This window comes from Pseudobutyrivibrio sp. 49 (assembly GCF_900100545.1).
Lineage (GTDB): Bacteria > Bacillota > Clostridia > Lachnospirales > Lachnospiraceae > Pseudobutyrivibrio.
This window is the reverse complement of the sequence record NZ_FNDP01000005.1, coordinates 25,947-46,932: the sequence shown is the minus strand read 5'-3', so window position 1 is coordinate 46,932 and position 20,986 is coordinate 25,947. Positions and strand designations below refer to the sequence as shown.

Here is a 20,986-nt window from a genome sequence, read left to right as displayed (position 1 = left end):
AGAGCTAAGGCCTATTTTACAGGTCTTAGCTCTACTACATTATCACCATATTCAATATTATTTCTCTCAAGGAAGGCTACGAAGTCTTCCATCTGCCATGGCTGCATCACATCTTCAGGGTGATGAGCATCGCAACCGATTACAAATTTAGCTCCCATAGCAGAAGCCATGGAGAAGAATCGGTCACTAGGATAATTTCTATTTAAGAAGAATCCCTGCATATTTATTTCAAGTGGAATATTAAGGTCGATGGAAGCTTTAACAATTCTTTTCATGTGGTGCTGGTAAACCATATCAGGACCAACGTAGTTCATCAAATCTGGATGAGCAAGATAGCTGAACAATCCAGTCTGCATTCCTTCTATTGTTAAATCCACATAAGCTTTTACATCTGCTTCATCTGTAGTCTCAGCGCCCACGTAAAATCCATCTATTTCATTAGTAGGTGCAAAGTGCTGCCCCTGAATAATGTAGTCTATAGGATATTGGCGTACCTGCTTCATAAGAGGCTCAAAATATTTATCTGTATATTCAACTTCAAGTCCAATAAAGAGCTGAATATCATTTTTATATTCTTCGCGAAGCTTCACCAGCGTTTCTGTATAGTTTTCCAACTCAATCATGTCCATACGGATGCCAGATTTATATTCTGGTGGATAAGGCTGAGGAGTATGATCTGAAAAGCCTAAGATTTTGAAGCCGTTTTCAATGGCCTTTTCAATATACTCTCTTTCAGTACCAATCGCATGATGACATCTTGTTGTGTGTGTATGGTAATTAGCTAACATAATGTACCTCCAATAGCCTATATAATAACACAAATAAAAATATTAAAATGTGTTTTTTATAGCCAGACGCGTCAAAAGTTTGACAGATTGTGAGAATTATGTTAAAAACTATGGACATAATTTGGACACAACTAGGTACTATAATGCAGAAAGTTTTGGTCACAAAATATTAAGTAGAAAGAGAATTATGAGTAAAAAATATTTAAGATGCGTGGCGGTAGGCTTATTATTTACATTATGCGCGATTCCTTCTTTGAACAGTAATGCTGAGGAGATGACTCAGCCAGTGGAAGTTCCAGTGCAGGAGATTCCATTTCAGGATGATTCGGTTCAGGCTCTTACAGAGGAGCAGCAGGCAGAGCTTTTGGTACAGGAGCAGTTGGCTCAGGTAACAGCAGAGCAGGCTACTCGCCAGCTTGTTATCATTGGAGATTCCAGAACTGTTGGAATGAAAAGCGCTGTTGGAAAGAATGCTAATATCTGGTCTGCAAAGGTTGGAATGGGACTTGCGTGGATGAAGAATGTAGGTGTTCCTTCTGTGGAGGCAAGCATTAATGAGAATACTGATGTGGTAATTCTCATGGGTGTAAATGATGTTCGTAGCCTGTCATATACGGATAAATATGTTTCTTACATAAACGATAAGGCGGCGGCATGGACAGCACTTGGTGCAAATGTTTATTATGTATCTGTTAATCCAATGGCCTTTGAGACTAAGAGCTATCCTGGTATTACCAATTCATTAATTGAGAATTGGAATACGAGAATGCAGGCTGGACTTAGTGAGAATGTTCACTACATTGATACATATTCAACAATGCTTGGAAATGTTAGCTCAAAGGATGGTATTCACTACAACAAGAGCACTTACAAGACAATTTATACCCTCATTAACCAGGGAATTATAATGGACAAATTAGAACAGAAGATGGCGAATCTCTGTTAGGGATAAAGGTCTACTGATAACATTTATCAGTAGACCTTTTATTTTGAAAAAAGGCTTAGACAATTTGGACTTTCATGGTATTATAGTTTGGCATAAATTTATTGACCTAATATTTGTAGGGTGATTATCTCTGGCAGGATAATTACCAGTTGTAGTTTATATAGTTAGAGGAGTACTAAAATGTTAGAAATCAAAAACCTTACCTACAGGGTTGATGATGAGGGTGATACTACAAAGGAAATCATCGATGGTCTCAACCTTACTGTAGAGGATGGCAAATTCGTTGTTATCACGGGCCCAAACGGTGGTGGTAAGTCTACACTTGCTAAGCTTATCATGGGCGTTAATCAGCTTACATCAGGCCAGATTATTCTGGATGGTGTGGATATCTCAGAGAAAAATATTACTGAGCGTGCAAAAATGGGAATCAGCTTTGCTTTCCAGGCACCAGTTCATTTTAAAGGAATCAGAGTAATTGATTTACTTCGTCTTGCAGCAGGAGAGCACATCTCTGTTGCAGCAGCATGTGAATACCTTTCAAAGGTAGGCCTTTGCGCTAAGGATTATGTGGAGCGTGAGGTTAATGCATCACTTTCAGGTGGAGAGCTTAAGCGTATCGAAATCGCTACAGTTCTTGCACGTGGAACAAAGCTTTCAATCTTCGATGAGCCAGAGGCTGGTATCGATCTTTGGAGCTTCCAGAACCTTATTAAGGTTTTCGAGAACATGAGAAAGACTGTAAATGGTACTATCATTGTCATCTCACACCAGGAACGTATTCTTAACATCGCCGATGAAATCGTTGTTATCGAGAACGGTAAAGTTAAGAAGCAGGGACCAAAGGAAGAAATCCTCCCAGAGCTTCTTGGTACATCATCAGCTGTTGGAGCAGCTTGCGAGAAGTTAGGAGGTGACCAGTAATGACACTTGATGCAATTCAAAAGAACATTTTACATGAGGTTGCAGATTTAGATAGTATTCCACAGGGTGCATACAATATCCGCGCTAATGGAACAAGCGCTGGTCGCAATACTACAGCAAACATCGATATTGTTACAAAGGAAGATAAGCCAGGTATTGATATTATTGTAAAGGCTGGCACAAAAGGCGAAAGCGTTCATATCCCAGTTGTTCTTTCAGAGAGCGGACTTAAGGATATGGTATATAACGATTTCTACATTGGCGAGGACGCTGATGTTACTATCGTAGCCGGTTGTGGTATTCACAACTGCGGAGATCAGGATTCTCAGCACGATGGTATTCATACATTCCATGTAGGAAAGAATGCCAAGGTTAAATACGTAGAGAAGCACTACGGCGAGGGCGACGGTAAGGGCGCTCGTATCCTTAATCCTGTTACAGAGGTTTACCAGGAGGAAGGCAGCTATGTAGAGATGGAGATGGTACAGATTAAGGGTGTTGATTCTACAGTCCGTACTAATCTTGCAGAGCTTAAGGAGGGTGCTACTCTTCTTATTCACGAAGCACTTATGACTCATGGCTCACAGACAGCTACTTCAGATTACAAGGTAGTGCTTAACGGTGAAGGTTCTAGCGCAGACGTTGTTTCACGTTCAGTTGCCAAGGATGATTCAGAGCAGATTTTCGAGGTTTCAATCGAAGGTAACACAGCTTGTAATGGACATGCTGCTTGTGATGCTATCATCATGGGTAACGCACACGTTGTTGCTATTCCAAAGCTCGATGCTAAGAATGTTGATGCAGCTCTTATTCACGAGGCTGCCATTGGTAAGATTGCTGGTGATCAGCTTATTAAGCTTATGTCTCTTGGTCTTACAGAAGAAGAGGCTGAGGAGCAGATTGTAGCGGGATTCTTACGTTAAAAGCGACAACAAAATACAATTTGTTTCTTAGTGAAAAAACAAAGAATTTACTATCTATTCTTTGTGTATTTTCGTTTTCAACCCTCCAAAGATGATACTATTGTAGTAGTCACCTATGGAGGGTTTTTATATGGCTATTTCACCTATTCGTGGAGTAAATTCATATATGTCTACATCAAGTGTTCAGCCTATGAGCTATGCAGTGGAAAATGAGTCTGAGGTTTCAGATGTCTTTGCTGCGGAGGTTACACAGAACACTGCTGGTGTAAATGGAGCTATCCCTGTCCAGTATCCTAATGCGACTGTAAAGACTGAGCCAGTTGAGAAGGAGAGACTTATTGATCCGACAGCAATGTTGGAGCAGAGAAGAAAAACTGCCAGTGCTTTCAACGAGATAGCTTCACAGTTTAGAACCGCAAACACAGGTTATAGCAAAGCAGGAATCGGCAATTCCTATGGACTTGCAGGAAACAGATTTGATGCATTTGCTTAATAAAAAGATTTAGATTATATAGAGGGCTAATGTGAGATTCACATTGGCCCTTAATTATTTATGACAAGAAAAATTCATTTCTTAGTTTTTTTTAAAATAAAATACACATTTAATAAACAATTTATTTGGATTTGTTTGGTATATTAGGAGTGATGTAATGGGGTGATTTATATTGGGTTGGGAGGTTTTTATGCGTTTCAAGAAACTGTCAGTAAGAATAACTATATATATTATTATTGCTACATCTATAGGCATAATTATGCAGAATTTCATAGCATCTTACAGCATGTACAATATGATGCAGGATAATGCAGAAAAAACCTTGACAGGATTTGTTGAGCAAATTACAGCACGTCTTGATGCATATACCCAAAAGCAGTATGCATATCTAGATGGGTTTATGATCTCAAAGGAGATGTCATCACTGAAGGAATTTCCAGATGACCCGGCTATACAGGAAGCTGCTGAGATTTATACAAAAGATTTTATGAATGCAATTCCAAATAGTAAAAGCTTATTCTATGTGGAATACAATGGAAAGGTATTGACCCATACACGACCTGATATGATAGGCTATCAAAATGACCCTGAGCTGATTAAGATGATTCAGGGACTCTATTATAATACTGAAGGAAAAACAGTTTATAATAGCGTTACAGCAGTATCTCCAGCTACAGGTGATATTAGCCTTGTTTTTGCTCGTTCATCATATAAAAATAATGGTCAGCCAGCAGGCTATTGTTCTGTTGAAATAGATAAAACAGAGTTCTATGATTTGCTGGAACAAGGAATTCATCTTGCAGATAACCAGGATGTCATTTTGACAGGAATCAGAAATCCTGTAGTTTATTATTCCAACAACCCAGAAGAAATTACATTAGCACCAGAAAATCCTGCTGTATTGTCTGTGATGGAAAATGTGTCGGCTGGTACCGATGAAACAATAGAAGGAGTTGTTCGTTATAACTAGGTTGGTACTAATCGACCTATGTATGGATATTATGAGTACTTGCCAGCGAATGACTGGCTGCTGTTTGTAGGAACAGACACAAATGAGTTTTATGGTCCGGCATATGCCACAACAAACAAAATGATAATTAACGGATTAGTGATTATTATTTTGATTGGTTTGTTACTAGTATTATTAATTGGCCATATGATTAAGCCAATTACAAAGATACAGGAGGCATTGGCGAAAGTTGCAGCGTTAGATTTAAGTGATAACAATGAAATTGCTGGATTTGAAAAGAGAGCGGATGAAATAGGAAAGCTTGCAGCTGATACTAAACGAGTAATTTTCAGCTTGCGAGGCGCCGTGAGTGTGTTCAAGGAATACAGCAATGTAATGGATGATAGTGCAGGTAATTTGGATGATGCGTCAAAGGTATTAGCTAATATTACCGCTGAGAATAAAGATATAGCCGATAATTTGGCAGTAAAAATTAATGAGACAAATGAAGCTATTGAAACAGTTCATGCAGAAATAGAGAATATTGTTTCTTTGGTTGATGAGGTATCTACGAAGGTTGAAGTGGGACAGGAGGATTCCGAAGAGTTAATAAAATCAGCAGCCGAGATTAATGATAAGATTGATGAAGAGATTCAGAAAAATATGTCTATGCTTCAGGAGACTATGGCATCTATGCAGGAGGCACTTGAAAGCCTAAAGGCCGTTGAACAGATTAATGTACTTGCAGAGGATATTATGTCAATCACCTCCCAGACAAATCTGTTGTCACTTAATGCGTCTATCGAGGCGGCAAGAGCAGGTGAGGCAGGTAGAGGTTTTGCTGTAGTTGCTGGAGAAATCGGAGCTTTGGCAGAACAGTCCAAGGAAACCGCCATGAACATTACAGAGATAGTTGCAGCCAGCAATGAATCTGTAAGCAACGTAAGAAATCAGGTTTCAAATCTTATTGAATTTATAAAGAACGATGTTATTGCAAGTTTTGAGGTGTTCTCAGAACAAAGCAAGCATTACGACGAGGGTATATCAACCATCAAGCAGGCAGTGGCTGATATAGGTGATGTAATGGATAATCTGACTGCATCCATTGACGAGATTGCCAAGCAGATTGAATCAGTCAATGATGCTTCTGCAGAAAATACAGAAGGTGTTGCCAGCATCCTTGGAAAGAATACTCAGTCTGATGAGTTATCTCAGGGAATGCAGGATTTGGCAGAGGAAACAAAACGTAATGCCAGCGATTTGAAGATTGCTATTAATCAGTTTAATGTTTGATTAATAAGTGCTGTAGTTGAGGCAAGAGCAAAGGCTCTTGCCTCTTTTATGTATTTATTGTGAAATTTTAACCAGCTTTGTTGAACTGTGAATTTACGAGAACTATAATCAAGCTGAAAAGGGTCCAATTTGGACGTTAAAATGAATGGGGGTGAATTTTTTTATGATCAGCTTTCTAGTTTGTTTAGCAGTACTCATCGGTGGCTACTTTGTTTATGGCAGAATTGTCGAGGGTATTTATGGCCCTGACGACAGAGAAACTCCTGCGGTACGAATCAACGATGGTGTTGATTTTGTAGTAATGCCTAAATGGAAGCTGTTCCTTATCCAGCTTCTAAATATTGCTGGACTTGGACCTATCTATGGCGCATTAGCAGGTGCACAGTGGGGTACCTCAGTATTCCTTTGGATTACACTTGGTACTATTCTTGCAGGTGGTGTTCATGATTTCTCAGTAGGATTTATGAGTATGCGTCATGACGGCGCAAGTGTTTCTGAGCTTACAGGTATTTATCTCGGAAAAGTTATGAAGACTATCATGCGAATTTTAAGTGTAGTTCTTCTTGTTATGGTTGGTACAGTATTTGCTGTAGGACCAGCAGGACTTATTTCACTTTTGATTGGTAATCACGGAGGCAGCGGCCTTCTTACTAATACATATTTCTGGCTTGCTATTATTTTGGTTTATTATTTCATAGCAACCTTTATTCCAATCGACAAGATTATTGGAAAGCTTTATCCAGTATTTGGTATTTGTCTTTTAGTAATGGCTGTTGGTGTTGCAATTGGTATCTTTACTCACGGATACTCAATTCCTGAGATCGAGCTTGCAAATCTTCATCCATCAACTACACCTATTTGGCCAATGATGTTCGTATCAGTTGCCTGCGGTGCTATTTCAGGTTTCCATGCTACACAGTCTCCACTTATGGCTCGTTGCTGTAAGACAGAGAAGGAAAGCCACATGGTATTCTATGGCGCTATGGTATGCGAAGGTGTTATCGCTCTTATTTGGGCAGCAGCAGGTAGTGCAGTTTATGCTAGAACTGGCGGATTGACAGTAGGATTAACAGAGATGCTTGCAAATGGTCAGGCAACTTGTGTATATGATATCTGTACAAAGACAATGGGTGGCGTTGGTATCATCCTTGCAATGCTTGGTGTTATTGCATGCCCTATTACTTCAGGTGATACAGCTTTCCGTTCAGCAAGACTTGTTATTGCAGACTGGTTCAAGATTGAGCAGAAGCAGTATCGCAATCGTTTATACATATGCGTACCTCTTCTTGCAGCAGGCGCATTAATCAGCCAGTTAAATTACGGTGTAATCTGGAGATACTTCAGCTGGTCTAATCAGACACTTGCTATGATAGCTCTTTGGACCGCATCAATGTACTTATACAAGAATGCAAAGAATTACTGGATTACAGTTGTTCCAGCAACATTTATGTCAGCTGTATCAGTTACATATTTCTTCTGCGCACCAGAGTGCTTACATTTATCAACGGCAATTGCTTATCCAATCGGACTTGTAGCAGCACTTGTATTCTTAGGATTATTCTTCCATGCAACTGCTGAACATCATGAGTTCTTTAAGCATTTCCATCTGTTCCATCATACCTAAAAAGGACAGGTGAAGTAGATAAACAGAACTAAATAGTTTGTTAGAAAGAGGTCATAGCGATATGGCCTCTTTTTTGTGCTGAAAAACATTATTATGTTACGAATAACACTTTAAAGCACTAAACAATTATGGTACAATTCGGGTACTATGCGGACAATATCTGCTATATTCGGAGGAGAATAATGGATAACAAGAAGATTGGCTACAAGGACGTATTCACCCAAAAAGAATACGTTAAAATGATGTTTGCGGCGCTTATTAACAGATTTGGTGATTCTATTGATGCAATTGCCAGCACCTGGATCGTTTATCAGCTTACCAGTTCAGCAGCATGGTCTGCGTTGATATTCGGTATAAATAATCTTCCTACAGTGGTAGTGACTCCACTTGCTGGAGCCTGGGTAGAGGGAAGAAACAAAAAGAGAATAATGATAGTGACAGATTTGATTCGAGCTGTAGTTGTGGCTGCCGTTGCGTCACTATTTTTATTTGGTCTTTTGCAGCCATGGATGTTACTTATTTCTACAATTACTATCTCAACTGCAGAAGCTTTTAGAGGACCTGCAAATACTGCTATAACGCCTAACATTCTTGAAGAAGAAATGTATGAATTTGGAATGTCATTAAAGGATTCATTATCCCAAATTGTTCAGCTTATTGGTTTGGGTTGTGCTGCCGGAATTATAGCGCTTATTGGCATATCAGGTGCATTATATATTGATATGGCTACATTTATAATTTCAGCTGCAATAATATTATTCGTAAATACGAAGGAGACAATTACTGAAAAAGTAGCCTTTAATGTTAAGAATTATGTAACAGATCTTGCAGAAGGTGTTAAGTATGTTTCTAAGGAAGCAGTTATTGTGTTCTTCTTATGGTATGCAGTATTCCTTAATTCAGTGTTAGTCCCACTTAATGGTTTGCAGGCTCCTATGGTAGAAGAAATCCTCCACAGCGGGGTAGAGGCATTATCAGTTTTCTCAATTACATTTACAGTAGGTATGCTTTTGGGTGCAGTTGTATTTCCATATGTATCAAAGAAGATTGGTAATGTAGCTATATTCTGGGCAATGGGAATTATAATTAGTGGATATTATATACTTATGGTGGCATTACAACCATTGTATGTGAATCAGTGGGTGACATATGCAATATTATCAGTATTATCAATAGTTACTGGTATGATAATATCTATTGCTAACTCAATGATTAGTGTTATCTTTATGAAAAAAGTTGAGAAGAAATATATTGCCAGAGCAGCAGCTATTATGACAGCGTTTAGTGTTGCAGCTATGCCAGTAACATCATTCTTAGTTAGTGCCGTGGTTACTGTAATATCTGTTAAGACTATCTTTATTATCAGTGGTGTCTTAGCATTTCTTGTAACAGCGCTTATGTCTAGAAAAGCATATCTTCTTAGTGATGATGAACCAGCTTCAGCTATATCATGTGAAGAGTCAGTTGAAACTGATGTAGAAGTTAATTCAATTGAGGAAGCCATATAAACTATAAAGGGGCGGTACATTATGTGCCACCCCTTATTATATTATTTATTCTTATAATAATTGTCTAAGGTTGACGAGAACCATCTTCCATTAAGAACGTTTTTACCCATAAGGTCCTTTACATCATCTGAAACAATATTGTCTGAGTTCATCTGACCAATAATCTTTCCGTAGGATGAAGATACATTTTCAAGAGAAACAATAGCGTTATTAGCATCAGCATCAAGGACTAGTGATACAGGATTAGAGCTTGTCCAATTGCTCCACTTATCTAAGCCAGCGCCATTTGGATTGCCAGTAGCAATAAAGTTGCTGAGATACTGATCAAATACATGTGCCATATTCTGGTAGCCTGGGGTGCTAAAATCAGCAAAGCTTCCGTAAGAATGATTATCTGTAAGCATAGGTACAAATATTCCATGGAAGGAACCCATTAATGGTATTCTGGTTGCACTGTTATTGCTACCGTATCTTACCTGACAGAGGTACATGTTGTTTTTATATTTGCCATACATTTCTTCAGCAGAGCACTGTGCATTGAAGATTCTGTACATTTCTGAACCGTACTCAATAGAATATGATTTAGCAAGATCCTGAGTTTTTGCATCAAAAGCCTTCATATCAGCGCCTGAGAAATATCCATCATACGCAGAGAATAAACTGAATTCTGTCTCACCTGTAAGCATTAATACAGGAACATTGTTGAACTTAGTTGTCTTGAAGCCTTCTGAAGGAATGACAACATCATCAGCATATAAATGAGGGAACACGCTCATTCTGATGCCTGCGTTTGACATAAGCTGGCAGAGACGGTCAGCACCGATTCCTTTCATGTATGTAACTACAGCTGGGTCATTAGATAATAACCATGTTTTAGCTGTTTCTATATCAGCAAATAAGCCATCCTCTACTGCTAAAGGAGCAACAGCTTTAGCCATGATTTCTGCACTTTCATCCTTGTCAGCGACTGTCATACCACCTGAGTAAACTACAGCCTTATCAAATTTGCCTTCGAAAAGTGGGCTGATAAGCATAGCCATTACGTCTCGTCCACCTGCAGAGAATCCAGATACAGTGATGTTGTTAGGATTTCCGCCGAACTGTGCAATGTTATTTTTTACCCAGTCGAGAGCCATTGCGATATCTAACATAGCATAGTTGCCAGTAGAGCCTTCTGTTGTATGGAAAGCTGGAAGTGCATTAAATCCAAGAATTCCAAGACGATAGTTAAGAGAAACATAGATGCAATTTTCATCTACAGTAATTTGAGTACCGTCAATCTCTGTTGAGCTTCCAGTCTGATTGTTTCCACCGTGGATATAAACCATAACTGGAAGATTTTCTGCATTGGCTGGAGCATAGACATCAAGGTTTAGACAGTCTTCAGAACCAGAAACAACAGTCTTGCCTGTGGCATAATCAGTTCCACTCTGAATAGCTTTGTTTCCAAGTTTTGAGCAATCTAATGGTGTTGTCCAGCTTGCAGGAGCAGTAGGAGCTGCCCATCTTAAATCACCTGTAGGTGCAGCAGCGTATGGGATAGAATACCATACATTACATGTGTCAGTACTGGTTCCCTTAACAGCACCATATTGTGTCTGTTTTACAAGTGATGTAGCAGCTACGTCTTTTTCAACGCTAATGGTTGCTTCTGGAGCAGCCAATACTGTTAGACTCGAGCTGCTAACCATTGCAATGGCAAGTGATGATGCCATAATTCTTGATAACCTCTTTTTCATTTTCTTCTTCTCCTTTTTCATCCCAAAAAGTTTTTATGAGATGAGTATAGGGGGTGGTAGTAACTACCATGCAACTAAAAATACGCTAATTGAATTTTAGTAAAATTGCCGATATAATTGTGAATCATCATTTTAGAGGAAAAGAAATGAAAAAAAGATTCTTATCAATCGGAGATTATTCCAAAAAAGTGGGAGTCTCTCCTGAATTTCTCAAGTTTTATGAAAAGAAGGGATTAGTATCACCGGCTTGGAAGGACGACAGGTCCTACAGATACTATGCTGACTATCAGGTGACCCATTTTATGGAATACCAGCAGCTAAGCAGGATGGGGGTATCCTTAGAGGATGCTAAGGGAATCCAAGAGCATGCCAGTCTCGAAGAAAGACTTAATATCTATAAAAAAGCCTGCGAGGAAAAGAGACAGGAACTGGAGCAGATGGAATTATTCCTAGAGCAAATAGAGGATACATCATTTGCTATCGAAAACATCGCAAACAATAGAGGCTGGAGAATTGCAGAAGTGCCGGTATCCTATTTTGTATATCCAAAATCCTTCGAGCATAAAGAATCTGTTAAGAATCCTGTATGGAAAGACAATTTCAGTATGAATATTACACAGTATGTGAAATTGAAGGACCGTAATTGCGATAGGCTAGAGGAAGGAAATTTCGAGCGCCTTTGGGGCGCTGTGCAGCCTTTTTCAAACATCATTTACAAAGAAGCCAGCAATAACCCTAATAATGAAATAATGGTTGTGGGCGGAGTAAAGTGTTTTGTATATGAACATGCCATTCCAACAGACTATGATGAATCAGGGAAGCTGAGTGATAAGGTATGGGATTTATCTGAGCCACTCAAAATCCTGAAAGACAATGGAATGAAAAATAAGGGAGTTGTATGGCAGAAACGACTATGTGTTAGCCATGAGGTAGATGGCGAGTTTTTGCAGGTGCAGACTACAATACCAATAGAATAAATGGTATTATAAAGGTACTGTGGATATATTTTGAGAATAAATGGGAGGTACGCATGAGCAAAGTATTGTTATTTATGGCAGAGGGACATGAAGAAATTGAAGCCCTTACAGTAGTAGATTTACTTAGACGTGCAGGAATAGAGATAGACACCGTTTCTATAACAAGTAACAGAATGGTTCCAGGAAGTCATGGAATAGTAACTGTCTGCGATCAGCTTATTGAAGAGGTGGATTTCAGCACAGCAGACATGCTTGTGCTTCCAGGCGGTATGCCAGGTACACTTAACCTGGAGCTTTGCCAGCCTCTTATGGAGCAGGTTCATAAATTTAATAACGCAGGAAAGAACATTGCAGCTATATGTGCAGCTCCAACAGTATTTGGTAAGGCAGGACTTTTAAAGGGAAAGAAAGCTACCTGCTACCCAGGTATGGAAGGCGATTTGGATGGCGCTAATGTTTCAACTGACGAGGTTTGTCATGATGGAAACATCATCACCAGCCGTGGACTTGGAACAGCTATCCCATTTGCGCTTGAGATAGTTAGAACCTTCCAGGGTGATGCAGCAGCTGATAAAATAGCAAAAGCAATTGTTTATAAAGGATAGGAAGAGGAAAGAAATGGAAAGAATAAAGAGTTTCACAATCAATCACAACATTCTTACACCAGGATTTTACATCTCACGTGTAGATGATGGTGATATCATCACTTACGATTTACGTACACGTAAGCCAAATGCAGGCGACTACATGGACAATGCTACAATGCATTCAGTTGAGCATATGATTGCTACGTATATACGTAATTCAGAAATCGCAGACCACGTAATCTACTTTGGACCAATGGGATGCCAGACAGGATTTTACCTTGTAGTAAAGGGCGTAGATTCAAAGAAGACCTTCGAGGTTGTTAAGAAGGTATTTGAGCAGACTGTAAACCATGATGGAGATGTATTCGGAAAGTCTGCAATCGAATGTGGTCACTATGAGAACTTGGATATTTCGTTAGCCAAGACAGAGTGTGCACGTTATCTGGAAGTTCTCAATTCTTGGGATAATATGGAGTTTAGTTACCCAGAGTAAACTATAAATAGCTGGTGAATGTAACCAGCGAGAAAAGGAGTAGATTATGACATTAGGTATTATTGGCGCAATGCAGATGGAGATTGAGAACCTCAAACCATCTATTAAGAACCCTACATTAGAGACAATCAGCGGTGCCACATTCATCAAGGGCCAGATTAATGGTATCGATGTAGTTGCAGCAGTCAGCGGAATCGGAAAGGTATTTGCAGCTGTTTGTACAGAGATTATGATTCTTCATTTTGGTGTTGATCACATCATCAACATTGGTGTTGCAGGTACACTTGTAAGAGACCTTAAAGTTCTCGATGTAGCTGTTGCAGAATCAGCTGTGCAGCATGATATGAATACATCAGCTCTCGGAGATCCAGTTGGTCTTATCTCAGGAATCAACGTAGTAAACTTTGAAGCAGATAAAAGGCTTACTCAGATTGTTTGCGATGTTCTCAAGGATAAAGGAATTCCTTATCAGACAGGTGTAATCGCTTCAGGTGATATGTTTGTAGATACAGACAAGCAGAGAGACAGAATCCGCCAGAATTTCCAGGCTATCGCCTGCGAAATGGAGGGCGCTAGCATCGCTCATGTATGCTACATCAACAATGTTCCATTTACACTTATTCGTTCTATCTCTGATGGAGACGGCAGTGCAATGGATTACAACACATTTGCAGGCAAAGCTGCAGAGCAGTCAATAAATATTGTTTTAGATGTGATTGCAAGAATAAAATAATAACAATAAAAAATATGATAATAAACGCCGGTTAGATAAATTTTTAACATAATTCCATAAATGTATATAAGCTCATTGCCTGTTGTGCAATGAGCTTATTTTTTGTATGATGACTGTATTGGGTGGGTGAATGTTATGCATAGCATTATTAGAAGATACAATGATCTTAAAATAGGCAAAAAGCTTATTATTATATTTTTACTAATATCTATAATACCTATTATTCTATTACAGGTATTTCATTTTACTAGTGTCAGGAAAACTATGACCTCTCAGGTGGATGAAATCATCCAAAGTGATTTAATTCAGATTTCAGAGAGAACCAATCTCAGCTTAGAAAACTATACCAATTTAATGTATCAGATATATGTGGATGAGAATGTTATCGACCAGGTAATGATACTGATGAACGGTACCCCTACAAGACGGGCGGCGGCTAAAAGCGATATTAGAGAGTTGCTCCATAGATACACAAGTGTGGTAGAAGGAGTGCGTTCTATCAGCCTGGTGTGTAAGAATGGGGAGTCGGTAACATACGATTTTGCTACAGATTCATCTATGTATAATATATGGAATCGATTTAAAGATATGAGAATAGCGCCACCATATCTGGATGCGGAAAGCAAATCAGGGATGGTTATTACTCCTAGTATGAAGTTTGATGAAAATGGAGTAAAAAAATATTATTTTCATATATCAAAACGCTTGTACAACTTTGACCAGTTGGAGAAGGGCAGCATAGCAACTGTCATAATGACTGTTGACGAAGAGGTTCTAAATACAATATGTAATTCATCTAAGGAGAGCAAAACAGGAATTAACTTCATCTTAGATGACGCTGGCAAGGTAATCTCATATCCTAGTGAAGCTTATGTAGCAATGAGCACTGGGGAAAACTTAGAAGCTTTCGTACGAGAAAGTGGATATTTACAAAGTAGCCATAATATAGGAATCAATAAATACAAGGATGAATCCACAGGGTGGACATTCGTAAATGCTTATGACACAGATGAGATGCTAAAGGATGTTAGAAGGATTCAAATAATAACAGTGTTAATAAGCTCTGTTATTATTATGGTAGTGGGATTGATTATTTTTTACACCACAAGGACCTTCAACAAATCCGTAAATACGATAGTGAAGGGAATGCAGACTGTTCAGGCAGGTGATTTGGACAAACGCATATCAGTAAAAAGTAAGGATGAATTCGGAACAATCGCAGCTAACTTCAACATAATGACAGCCAGGGTAAAGGAGCTATTGCAACAAATATCATCTGCTAAGGATAGGCAGCGCCATGCGGAACTAAAGGCATTAGAAGCCCAGATAAATCCACATTTTTTGTATAACACACTGGATACAATTAATTGGATGGCAATTGAGCATGGGGAAAATGAAATCAGTAAAGCACTTAGTAACCTGGGGCTAATATTAAGGCATTCAGTGAGCAAGGTGGAGGAAAAGACGCCTATAATTGCAGAATGTGATTTCCTTCAAAGATATTTGGATTTGCAGCAGATTAGATATGAGGGGGCATTTAAATATGAGATTAACATGCAGCCGGAAATAAAGAATTTTCATATTCACAAGCTGCTTATCCAACCATTTGTAGAGAATGCTATATTACATGGATTTGAAGGAATAGAAGAAGGTGGAATGCTTTCTATAAATATGGACATATCAGAAGATAATAGGTTCCTTCAAATAAGTATTGCAGATAATGGGAATGGAATTGAGGAAGAGCTTGTTAACAAAATGAATAATCGAGATGCAGTTATCAATGATGACAACATAGATAAAGCGGGGTTAGGCCTGAAAAATGCATTTTCAAGGCTAGTAATGTATTACGGAGGTATGGCTCATTGGAATATTAATAGTGTGGAGAAAATCGGAACAGAGATAACATTGTATATTCCTAAAAGTGAGTGTGAGTAGGTATGAATATAGTTATAGTCGAAGATGAAATCAAAATAAGAAATGGGTTATCTAGATTATTATCTAGCTATGGGGAACATGAAGTAATTGCCAAGGCGAAAAACGGTAGAGAGGGATTGGAAACCATAGAAAGCCTTCATCCTGATTTGGTATTCACTGATATTAAAATGCCAGAGATGGATGGACTACAGATGTTAGAAGAAATAAAAAATCGCCAGATAAAATGCCATAGCGTAATACTTACAGGCTATGCCGAGTTTGATTATGCCAAGCGTGCTATCACCTGCGGAGCTGATGATTATTTGCTTAAGCCGATTACCGTGGATGCGGTAGACGGGGTGCTAAAATCCATCTCTGCCAAGATTAGTGCCGAAGCCACAAGAATAGATGCAGACCCAGCATCTTACATTAGAGCAATAGTTTCTGGAGCTCTTGAAAACAATGATGAAAACATAGGTAAGGCTGAGCGGATTTTTGAATTATCAAAAGGATATGAATTATGCTTTTTAAGAGGATATAGCACAAGCGGATGCTTAGACAAGACTACCGTTATGGAAAAGTTTAAGGAATATAAGGGCTTGTATGTATCTGAAGATAATAAGGATTTGTTCATGCTTTATGATAAGTCTACCGGAAAGTATTCATCTGACGAGGAAATAGTAGCCATGCTTGACCGCAGAATAGATGTTGTTGATTGCCTAAAGGATTCTGTGTGGTATGTGGCAAGCTTGTCCAGCTTGAAGGAGCTAAAGGATATTGCTCTTCAATCTGATAAGAAATTTTTGGATGGAGAAATGGCAGGAACTAGAATTGTAGAAGACGGTAATAATATCGTATATACGGATTATAAATATAGTAAAGATACTGAAAAAGAAATAGAAAAAATACTTGTGAATAATGATGAGGAAGGCTGGCAAAAATGGAGTGATGGCTTTGCCAAAGGATTCATAGGAAAAGCCTACGATCCATATTCTGTAAGAAGTGCATATCAAAGCCTTGCAGGGTTTATTTTGCAGCTTGCCATTAAAATATGGCCTGATAAAGGCAGACAGATTAGGGAGTTAGATACAGTAGAAAAGATATCAAGGGCAAAGCTGTTATCTGAAATAAAGGAATGCTTGGACGAGTCGGCAGCAGTAGTGTTTGCTGGTGAAGCTACCCGTGATGATATTCACAATTATACTATACTAAAGGCAATAGCCTACATCAGAGAAAACTATGCTAACAAGATTTCCCAGGAGGAAGTAGCAAATTATTTGTCTATAACCCCAGAATATCTAAGCACTCTTTTCCATAGAGAAATGAATAAGAATTTCTCTTCATTTGTTAATGAGTTTAGAGTAAGTCATGCTAAGCGCCTGCTTACAGGCAGCAATCTGAAGATATACGAGATTGCAGAACAGGTAGGTTTTACAGATACCAAATACTTTAATAGAGTATTTAAGGATATAGAGGGAGTATCACCTAAGGAGTTTAGAGAAAGATGAAAAAAGGTCTGAAACTAATAACACTGGCTATGTGCATGGCAATTACAAATACAGCCTGTGGAAGAAGTACTTCTGATGTGGAAAACACACCTGATGAAAAAGAACAATTGTTGATATGGTCTTACTATGAAACAGAAGCACAGGCTAATGGGCTGGATAAGTTAACAGCCAGCTTTAACAAAAGCCAGGACAAATATCAGGTGTCATGGGAGTATGTTCCAATGACAGAATTTGACAAGAAAATCTCCAGGGCATATACAGAACAAGAGCTTCCAGATGTGGTAATTATTGATAATCCTGATATGAAAAAATTCATTCAGCTGGATATGTTTGAAGATATATCTGAGTATGCCAGTACCCTTAATCTAGATACAGATTATTATGAGGCATCTGTAGATACTATCAAATACAATGATAAATACTACGGAGTTCCGTTTAACAGCAACAATGTTTGTTTGATATATCGAAGTGATTTGTTAAAGGCGGCAGGTGTTACATCACCTAAAACCTGGGATGAGCTTAGTGAAACAGCAAAGCTATTATCAAAAGATGGCTCCTACGGATTCTTGATGAGTGCCATGGATTCTGAGCAAGGCTCATTTCAGTTATTGTCATGGGTGATGGCTGCCTCTGATTCTGATACACAGCTTACCAGGGAAGCAATCAGTGAATCCTATGATTATTTAGCAGGACTTATAAAAGATGGCTGTATGCCGGCGGATTGTCTTAACTACAGCCAAACAGATATTGCAAGAAGATTTATAGAAGGGGATATAGCTATGATGGAAAACGGACCATGGGTTTTTCCTATGCTAGATGAAGCAGGAATTAGCTATGGCCTTTCACCTATGCCTATGAATAAAAGAAATGCAGTAATACTAGGTGGAGAAAACTTAGGAATAATCAAAGGTAAAAATGTAGAAGGCTCCATTGAGTTTATAAAATATTGCATGGAACAGGGCGGAACGGAAAGATTCTGCAGCGATGCAAATCTACTCCCATCCAGAATAAAATCAGCAAATAAAATAATAGTGGATAATCCTAAGCTGGAAATTATTAGTCAGCAAATGAATTATGCAATTCCTCGCACAGGAATAGATGGATATTCTAGAATATCGAAGCAATTACCTAAGAGCTTTGCAGATGTAGTGACAGGAGAATTAACACCAGATGAAGCAGCAGGCAAAACCTTGAACTAAAATTAGGATGAATTTTTTCCACCTTTTTTAATTTATTAGAATTTTTTAAAATCAAAACCTCTCTTAGAATACTTATATAAACAAAGGAGATACAAAGTATCTCGGGGGTAAGTACTCGAAGGGAGGTTTTTTATGAGATTTAAGAAAGCCGTATCAATGGCATTAGCAGGGGCAATGGCAGCGTCACTTATGGTAGGCTGCGGTAGCTCAGGAAGTGGAACAACACCAGATGCTTCTAATTCAGGGGAAGGAACACAGACAGCACAGGCAGGAGACAAGCAAGAGGTAGTTATTTGGGATTACTTTGAGACAGATGCTCAGAAGAAAATGATGGAATCCCTGATTAATGGATTTAACTCATCACAGGATGAATATGTAGCAAGTCATACTTATGTACCATTTGCTGATTATGAGAAGCAGTTAACGCTTGGTATTGCATCTGGTGAGCTTCCAGACGTAGTTATTCTTGATGGTTGCGATATGTCATCATTCATTGCTATGGATTTGTTCGGTGATATTTCAGATGCCAACATAGATTGGTCAGAATACCTTGAAGGTCCAATGAATTCTACAATGATGGATGGCAAGCATTATGGTCTTCCTTTTGCAACAAACTGTACAGCTCTTTTCTACAATAAGGATATTCTTGATGATGCAGGAGTTCCTTATCCAGATGAGAACACTACATGGGACGAATTCCATGAGATGGCTAAGAAGCTCACAGATTATGGCGTAACAGGCTTTGGTAATGCAGCAATCGGAACAGATGAAGGTACATTCCAGTGCCTACAGTGGTTATACACAGCAGGAGGTTCTTACACAGATATCGAAGCTGGTAAGGATGCATATCAGCTTATGCAGGATATGATTAACGACGGCTCTTGGTCTAAAGAGTGTGTAAACTGGGCTCAGACAGATGTATGTAATAACTGGAAAGCAGGAAACATTGCCATGATGCAAAATGGTCCATGGCAGATTCCTGGTATCGAAGCAGATGCTCCTGATATGAACTATGGTGTAACTGTTCTTCCTAAGAAGGATGCTTCAAGCGGCCAGGCTACATCTATTCTTGGTGGTGAAAACATGGGCGCTGTTAAGAAAGACAACATGGAAGGCGCCAAGGCATTCCTTGAGTACTACAATCAGACAGATGTTATGGTAGATGCAATGAAGCAGTATGGTTCATTCCCACCTAAGACAGAGGCAGCTAAGGATAGCTATTGGACAGATGATCCTATTCAGGCAGAGTTCATTACACAGCTTGAAACTTCTATCCCAAGAGGACCTTCACCAATTTGGCCTTCATACTCAAATGCAATTCAGACTGGTTTCCAGGAAGTACTTACACTTGCTAAGTCGCCAGATCAGGCTGCAAAGGATACACAGGCAGCAGTTGATGCCGTTAAGTAAGAATTATCATTTGGCGGGGAAGTAATTCCCCGCCATTTTTAGAAATAGTTATTTTGGAGGGATGTTATGATTTCTAGAAAAAAGAAGTTGAATGGACCAGGGAAAATGGGATTTTTGTTTTCTCTTCCAGCAGTAATCTATATGCTTATCTTTGTTGGATATCCCACAATTTCAAATATCATTCTTAGTTTAAAGAATGTTAATGTCTTTAATTTTTCAAGACCAGAGGCACAGGAATTAATTGGTCTTTCAAATTATGTAGAGTTATTTACAGACGCTAATTCTGTAATGAGCCGTGCTATTTTGAATACTTTAATATTTACTGTAGCTTCAATCTTTTTCCAGTTTATTATTGGATTTATACTTGCATTATTATTTAGTAAGAAGTTTCCAGCATCAGCATTTTTCAGAGGTGCAACAATGATATCCTGGTTGCTTCCAGTTACTGTAGCAGGTCTTTTATTTAAGTTTATTTTTGCAAGCTCAGGTGGTATAGCAAACCAGCTATTAATGCAATTGCATATTATTAAAACACCTGTTGATTGGCTATTGAATGGTCCAACTGCTATGGTGGCTATTGTAGTTGCGAATATTTGGATTGGAATTCCTTTTAATATGATGTTACTGCTAACAGGTCTAACAACTGTACCAGCAGATATTTATGAAAGTGCAAAAATCGATGGGGCCAATAAGCTTCAGACTTTGTTTAAGATAACAATTCCAGTGATTAAACCAGCAATCATGTCTGTTTTAACACTTGGCTTCGTATATACCTTTAAAGTATTTGACTTAGTTTGGGTTATGACTAAGGGTGGACCAATCAATGCAACAGAATTGGCTTCAACATACGCTTACAAGCTGTCATTTGAACAGTTTGAATTTAGTAAAGGCGCAGCTTCTGCAAACATTCTATTTTTAATTCTATTTGTAGTAGGAATGTTCTACATCAAGCTAATAAATGCAGAAGAGGAGGTGATGTAG

Annotated in this window: 19 protein-coding genes; 17 read left to right on the top strand and 2 right to left on the bottom strand. The window is 38.7% G+C overall.

The window, feature by feature from the left end:
• Positions 1-11: 11 nt before the first annotated feature.
• Positions 12-788, bottom strand: coding sequence for a histidinol-phosphatase (locus tag BLP54_RS06330; RefSeq protein WP_090167882.1), 777 nt, complete (start codon positions 786-788; stop codon positions 12-14).
• Between the two features lie 187 nt (positions 789-975).
• On the opposite strand from BLP54_RS06330, the gene BLP54_RS06325 reads away from it, so the two are divergent.
• The 8 genes from BLP54_RS06325 (at position 976) to BLP54_RS06290 (ending at position 9,445) form a co-directional block, all read left to right on the top strand.
• Positions 976-1,734, top strand: coding sequence for an SGNH/GDSL hydrolase family protein (locus BLP54_RS06325; protein WP_090167880.1), 759 nt, complete (start codon positions 976-978; stop codon positions 1,732-1,734).
• A 180-nt stretch (positions 1,735-1,914) separates the two neighbouring features.
• On the top strand, positions 1,915-2,655 hold the full coding sequence (locus BLP54_RS06320) for an ABC transporter ATP-binding protein (protein WP_090167878.1): 741 nt from the start codon (positions 1,915-1,917) through the stop codon (positions 2,653-2,655).
• A complete protein-coding gene (locus tag BLP54_RS06315; protein WP_090167876.1) occupies positions 2,655-3,578 on the top strand; it encodes a SufB/SufD family protein in 924 nt (307 codons plus the stop codon). The genes BLP54_RS06320 and BLP54_RS06315 overlap by 1 nt, the downstream gene beginning before the upstream one ends.
• Positions 3,579-3,708: 130 nt before the next feature.
• Positions 3,709-4,071, top strand: a complete 363-nt coding sequence (locus tag BLP54_RS06310; protein WP_090167874.1) for a hypothetical protein — start codon at positions 3,709-3,711, stop codon at positions 4,069-4,071.
• A gap of 190 nt (positions 4,072-4,261) precedes the next feature.
• Positions 4,262-5,041 (top strand): SAM domain-containing protein, encoded by a 780-nt coding sequence (locus tag BLP54_RS06305; RefSeq protein ID WP_090167873.1) that lies wholly within the window; start codon positions 4,262-4,264, stop codon positions 5,039-5,041.
• Between the two features lie 18 nt (positions 5,042-5,059).
• Positions 5,060-6,313, top strand: a complete 1,254-nt coding sequence (locus BLP54_RS06300) for a methyl-accepting chemotaxis protein (RefSeq protein ID WP_090167871.1) — start codon at positions 5,060-5,062, stop codon at positions 6,311-6,313.
• Between the two features lie 163 nt (positions 6,314-6,476).
• Positions 6,477-7,937, top strand: coding sequence for a carbon starvation CstA family protein (locus tag BLP54_RS06295; protein ID WP_090167870.1), 1,461 nt, complete (start codon positions 6,477-6,479; stop codon positions 7,935-7,937).
• A gap of 182 nt (positions 7,938-8,119) precedes the next feature.
• Positions 8,120-9,445: an MFS transporter gene (locus tag BLP54_RS06290; RefSeq protein WP_090167868.1), complete on the top strand. Its 1,326-nt coding sequence runs from the start codon at positions 8,120-8,122 to the stop codon at positions 9,443-9,445.
• Positions 9,446-9,486: 41 nt separating this feature from the next.
• On the opposite strand, the gene BLP54_RS06285 is transcribed toward BLP54_RS06290, so the two are convergent.
• Positions 9,487-11,184, bottom strand: a complete 1,698-nt coding sequence (locus tag BLP54_RS06285) for a carboxylesterase family protein (protein ID WP_090167867.1) — start codon at positions 11,182-11,184, stop codon at positions 9,487-9,489.
• Positions 11,185-11,330: 146 nt separating this feature from the next.
• Here BLP54_RS06285 and BLP54_RS06280 point away from each other — a divergent pair, with 146 nt between their 5' ends.
• The 9 genes from BLP54_RS06280 (at position 11,331) to BLP54_RS06240 (ending at position 20,986) form a co-directional block, all read left to right on the top strand.
• Positions 11,331-12,161: a MerR family transcriptional regulator gene (locus BLP54_RS06280; protein WP_090167863.1), complete on the top strand. Its 831-nt coding sequence runs from the start codon at positions 11,331-11,333 to the stop codon at positions 12,159-12,161.
• A gap of 53 nt (positions 12,162-12,214) precedes the next feature.
• A complete protein-coding gene (locus BLP54_RS06275) occupies positions 12,215-12,766 on the top strand; it encodes a DJ-1 family glyoxalase III (RefSeq protein WP_090167860.1) in 552 nt (183 codons plus the stop codon).
• A gap of 13 nt (positions 12,767-12,779) precedes the next feature.
• The gene (locus BLP54_RS06270; protein WP_028247633.1) at positions 12,780-13,241 is read left to right on the top strand and encodes an S-ribosylhomocysteine lyase; all 462 of its coding nucleotides are present in this window, start codon (positions 12,780-12,782) and stop codon (positions 13,239-13,241) included.
• 46 nt (positions 13,242-13,287) lie between these two features.
• A complete protein-coding gene (locus tag BLP54_RS06265; protein ID WP_090167859.1) occupies positions 13,288-13,974 on the top strand; it encodes a 5'-methylthioadenosine/adenosylhomocysteine nucleosidase in 687 nt (228 codons plus the stop codon).
• A 264-nt stretch (positions 13,975-14,238) separates the two neighbouring features.
• Positions 14,239-15,909: a sensor histidine kinase gene (locus tag BLP54_RS06260; protein ID WP_176754487.1), complete on the top strand. Its 1,671-nt coding sequence runs from the start codon at positions 14,239-14,241 to the stop codon at positions 15,907-15,909.
• A 2-nt stretch (positions 15,910-15,911) separates the two neighbouring features.
• Positions 15,912-17,396, top strand: coding sequence for a response regulator transcription factor (locus BLP54_RS06255; RefSeq protein ID WP_028247636.1), 1,485 nt, complete (start codon positions 15,912-15,914; stop codon positions 17,394-17,396).
• On the top strand, positions 17,393-18,595 hold the full coding sequence (locus BLP54_RS06250; RefSeq protein ID WP_090167857.1) for a sugar ABC transporter substrate-binding protein: 1,203 nt from the start codon (positions 17,393-17,395) through the stop codon (positions 18,593-18,595). Before BLP54_RS06255 ends, BLP54_RS06250 begins: the two co-directional genes overlap by 4 nt.
• Before the next feature lie 132 nt (positions 18,596-18,727).
• Entirely contained in the window at positions 18,728-20,005 is a 1,278-nt protein-coding gene (locus BLP54_RS06245; protein WP_242870644.1) for an extracellular solute-binding protein, read from the top strand.
• Positions 20,006-20,071: 66 nt separating this feature from the next.
• On the top strand, positions 20,072-20,986 hold the full coding sequence (locus BLP54_RS06240; protein ID WP_330386133.1) for a carbohydrate ABC transporter permease: 915 nt from the start codon (positions 20,072-20,074) through the stop codon (positions 20,984-20,986).